This window comes from uncultured Gimesia sp. (assembly GCF_937910335.1).
Lineage (GTDB): Bacteria > Planctomycetota > Planctomycetia > Planctomycetales > Planctomycetaceae > Gimesia.
The window spans coordinates 1-5,024 of sequence record NZ_CALEMX010000117.1 but is presented as its reverse complement, the minus strand read 5'-3'; the positions used below and the strand labels follow the sequence as shown (position 1 = coordinate 5,024).

At 51.3% G+C, this 5,024-nt stretch carries 2 protein-coding genes and 1 pseudogene; 1 reads left to right on the top strand and 2 read right to left on the bottom strand.

Translation table 11 applies throughout. The features are described from left to right. Together Q0668_RS04655 and Q0668_RS04650 are read right to left on the bottom strand one after the other, a co-directional pair. A pseudogene (locus tag Q0668_RS04655) lies at positions 1-228 on the bottom strand (molybdate metabolism regulator); the annotation flags it as partial. Between the two features lie 48 nt (positions 229-276). Beyond that, complete coding sequence (locus Q0668_RS04650; RefSeq protein ID WP_298860514.1) at positions 277-1,653, bottom strand: alkaline phosphatase family protein; 1,377 nt, start codon at positions 1,651-1,653, stop codon at positions 277-279. A 293-nt stretch (positions 1,654-1,946) separates the two neighbouring features. On the opposite strand from Q0668_RS04650, the gene Q0668_RS04645 reads away from it, so the two are divergent. After that, a complete protein-coding gene (locus Q0668_RS04645; RefSeq protein WP_298860511.1) occupies positions 1,947-5,018 on the top strand; it encodes a PSD1 and planctomycete cytochrome C domain-containing protein in 3,072 nt (1,023 codons plus the stop codon). Positions 5,019-5,024: the final 6 nt, after the last annotated feature.

Genomic DNA, 5,024 nt, shown 5'->3' with positions numbered 1-5,024 from the left:
ATTGTATCCAGACAAATTTCCATCCAGTATCCAATTGAAGCACTCAGTCAGTGATTTCGAGGAGTTGCCTTCACGCCAGTCCCGCCATTCATAGTATGCTTCGCTTCCTTCATCGCTCCCAAAGGGAGCCCGCTCATCTGCGCAATCCCAAAAGAAATCTTCCACCATAAGTTCTCTTGCGCGGGCATGAGCAGTTTCAGGTTCGTTAAAAGGATCATGATCACACATGCTATCTCCTCTGCTAAAAAGACACTCTCTTCATTTGGTGTTACTCTGTCAATCCTCCACCAGCGCTTTAGTCAACGCTTTACCCTGCGCCGTTGGCAGCTTCACTCCCAAAAGTTTTGCAATCGTGGGGGCCACGTCGAGGCTGAGGGTCTTCGGGAGCTTGGTACCCGGTTTGATACCATAGCCTGAGATCACCAATGAACCCAGCATATCCGGATCATCGGGTAGATAACCGTGCGTGCCCCCTTTGGTCTTGCGTGGGGCCACCACATCTTCGCCGCCATCACTGTTCGAGAATGAATATCCCGTTTTTGCTGCCAACCATAGATCGGGAGCGCGGGAATCTTCAGCGGGAGTCGGCTGACCAAGCTTCGTATATTCATCCGCGTCGAGTACCGCTTGAACGCCTTCCACGGCTGCGAATTGTTTCTTCAACTTCTTGATTGTTTCCGCACGGTTGGCAACATCCAGAATATACACCATGCTCGCACCACCTTGCGCCAGACAATAAACCTGCTTTTTCTCCTTCGACAATAACCCTGCTTTTTTCAGCAGCACGTTGGGGCGAATATCTTTTGTGATCGGATAGAAGCCATGATCGCTGGCGATCACCAGCGTCGTCTTGTCGCCGTGCGGCGAGAGCTTGATCGCTTCGGCAATATCTCGCAGGCGGTCATCGATATAACTGACCGACCAGTATGCTTCCGGGCTGCGGGGACCGTACTGGTGTTCGATGTGATCGACTTCAACGAGGTGAATCATCAGCAGGTTCGGCGGATGATTTTGAAACAGGTGCCGCGCCATCCGAGAATAAAGCCAGTCCCGTTTCACGCCGCCACCCTTTTCACGCGTCCAGTCGCCGTGCAGGTCAACGGGCAATCCCGCTTTCCGCAATTCATCCAGCCAGACCTTCGTTCCATACTTAGGCCACGCCTCTTTGCCAAACATGTCCGGCACAGTCCAGTCCAGCGTACGTGTATTCCGTGTCGCCGGCCAGATGATTCCCGCGGTAACCAACCCGGCATTATGGGCGACATCATAAACGGTGGGCACTTTGAGAATCTGATCTTTATCGAACAGCGGATCAGGAATGAACGCCACCGATGTAGCACTCTTACGATCCAGATAGTTATTACTGATCACGCCATGTTTCGCGGGAGTTGTGCCGGTCACCAGCGTTGTATGGTTAGGCCACGTAACGGTCGGGAATGAACAGACCAGCCCGTCCGCGCGGGCGCCGTTCTTCGCAGCGTTCTTCAAGAATGGCATATCAGCCAGAGGATCATCCAGATAAAAATTGGCCAATCCGTCCACGCTCACCAGAATCACACACCGATCGTCATGTGCATCAGCAGCGTCAGCCACTAGACCCATGTTAAATAAAAACAGACAAACCAAAATGGAACTCACGATTTTTACACGCATGAAACAGTATCTCCAAAGTTCATAATAAAATGACTCAGTCGCTCAGACCCGTCATCGGGCAGACGCCCATTCATTTTGCAGTACCCCAGGATTCAATGCAACCGAGAGCGTTCACTTTGCTCACTCATTTGATCACCGAACCACTCAGAAACAGGAAAAAACGCTGTCACAATTCATTTGTTCGAAGGCGATTCTATTACTACCAGTTGCTTGAATTCACTGTTATAATAAATTCATCGTTTATAAGAGGTCAAATCAACTGCGGCTAACCAAGCGCTACCTGGAGTGTGTCTGTGTTGAATACCACCAAAAGAATCCTGATAACGCTGCCAATTCTGCTCTTTCCCTGTCTTGCCCTGGCGGACGAGAAAATCGAGTTCAATCGCCATGTGCTGCCGATTCTTTCCAACCACTGTTATGTCTGCCACGGACCCGATGCAGCCACTCGTGAAGCCGGTCTGCGTCTCGATCAACACGCTTCAGCGACCGGAAAAGCCGACTCGGGAAAATCAGCGATAACACCCGGCGATGTACAGGCCAGCGAACTCATTCGACGCATCACAACGAATGATCCAGACGAACGCATGCCTCCCGCCGAGGGGCATAAACCACTCAATCCAAGTCAGATCGCTATTCTTAAAACATGGATCAAGCAAGGCGCCGAATTCCAACAGCATTGGGCGTTCGTGCCACCTGAAACCTCGAAAATTCCCCAGCCGAAAAATTTAGTCTGGCCCAAAAACAGCATCGACCATTTTGTACTCGCTAAAATGGAACGCGACGGAAAGAAACCTGCCCGCGAAGCAAACCGCGAAACGCTCATTCGGCGCGTCGCCTTTGATCTGACAGGCCTGCCACCAACGCTGGAAGAAATATTCGAGTTTGTCGTCGATCAAAATCCCAAAGCTTACGAAGAGATGGTTAACCATTATCTTGCCTCGCCCGCGTACGGCGAACACATGGCCCGGCATTGGCTCGATCTGGCCCGTTATGCAGACACTAACGGCTATCAATACGACACCGAACGCGAACAGTGGATCTGGCGAGACTGGGTCATCAATGCTTATAACCAGAACAAACCTTTCAATGAATTTACCATCGAACAACTGGCCGGCGATCTTTTGCCAAAAGCAACGGACCAGCAAAAACTGGCAACTGGCTTCAACCGCAATCACGGCATCACCATCGAAGGCGGAATCATTGATGAAGAATATCGTACCGAATATGTCATGGATCGCCTCGTAACCACAGGCGAAGTCTGGCTGGCATTAACCATCGGCTGCGCACGCTGTCACGAACATAAATTCGATCCCATTTCGCAAAAAGAATTTTACCAGCTTTATGCATTCTTCAATCAGGTGCCGGAAAAAGGCATGCGGGGCTTTACGCCTTCACAACGTATCCCTTCGCCTCTGGCCTCAATCACCGTGCAAAAAAACAATGCGGAACTCGCGCGGCTGAAACAGGAATTAAAAAAAACCATCGACATCGAACCACTCCTGGCTCAGTGGGCAAAACGCATTTCCACACAACCAGAAAGTGGCTGGGCAATCGTAGAGCCGACTACGATGAAATCATCGGGCGGAACAACACTGAAAAAACTGCCCGATCATTCGGTTCTCGCAAACGGTGCCAATCCGCGACACGATATTTACGAGATCACGGCCCAATCCGATACTAAAAAAATCACCGCAGTCCGGTTGGAAGCCCTCACCCATAAATCACTGCCCGGCGGCGGTCCCGGTCGACACAGTAATTCCAATTTCGTATTGAGCGAATTCGAACTGATGGCGGTTTCGCTTGCAGATCCCTCTCAGCAAAAAACGGTCAAATTCAAAAAAGCCATCGCCGACTATTCACAAACCGGCTACGAAGTCGACAAGGCCATCGATGGCAACGTAACGGGCAATAACGGCTGGGCCGTCGATGGACCGACACGCAAACTTCCCGCGACCGCGGTCTTCATTGCAGAATCACCCTTCGGTTTCGAGCAAGGTACCGAGCTGCAATTTCGCTTGCGCCATGAAGCAGGTTTCGCAACGCACGGCGTAGGACGTCCCCGGCTTTCGATTACCAGAGATGCACCCTCCTCGATCAAATTACAAGGAATTCCAGCCAACATTCGACAGATCGCAGGCAAAAAACAAACTCAGCGCACTACCGGAGAACAAAAACAACTGCGCGACTATTTCCTCGCTCATCACAACCCGCAACAGGCGTTAAAGCAACGCATCGCCGCCATTGAAAAACAAATTCAGGCCGCCGTTCCCGCTACGATGATCATGCAGGACCTGACAAAACCACGGGCCACGTTTCTCCTGGAACGCGGGCAATACAATGAACCTCGCGATCAGGTTTCCGCGAATGTCCCCGCGATCTTTCCTGCGATGTCTCAAACCGCACCAAAAAATCGATTGGGTTTTGCGAAATGGCTGGTTGACCCGCGTCATCCGCTCACAGCGCGTGTCGCCGTCAATCGATACTGGCAACGCATCTTCGGTTTAGGTCTGGTGAAAACATCTGAAGACTTCGGCATTCAAGGCGAACTGCCCAGCCATCCCGAATTGTTGGACTGGCTCGCTTTGGAATTCATTCGCAGCGGCTGGGATGTCAAACAGATGCAGCGATTGATTCTTAATTCCGCCACCTATCGACAGACATCGCATGTTGGGGCCAAAGCTTATCAAAACGATCCGGAAAATCGATCGCTCGCCCGCGGACCACGCATGCGGCTCGATGCCGAGGAAATTCGGGATGCCATCCTCGCCACCAGTGGCTTGCTGGTACAGCAGTTGGGCGGGAAAAGTGTCTATCCCTATCAACCAAAGGGACTCTGGCTCGAATTGAATAACCGACCCAATTACTCCAAAGAATATGTACGCGGAAAGGGAGACGATCTCTATCGACGCAGCATGTATACTTTCTGGAAGCGAACGGTTCCCTCTCCCATGTTAAAAACACTCGATGCACCCGAACGCGAGTTCTGCACCATCAGACGATCACGCACCAACACACCGTTGCAGGCGCTGTTGTTACTCAACGGCCCACAATTCGTCGAAGCGGCACGGAAACTGGCTGAGCGAATGTTGATAGAGGGAGGCGCGACGACTGATGAAAAAATCACATACGGATTCCAACTCGTCACCGCACGAATGCCCAGCGACGCAGAACTCGCTATCTTTCGTCAGGCTTATCAAACGGAATTAAGCTATTACACCTACACCAGCGATAAAAGTGCCACACTGAAACTGCTTCAGGTGGGAGATTCACCATTGAATCCGAAATTAAATCACGCACAATGGGCCGCTTTCACCAGCCTGACGCGCTTGTTTCTCAACTTAGACGAAGCGATTACCAAGGGATAAAAACCA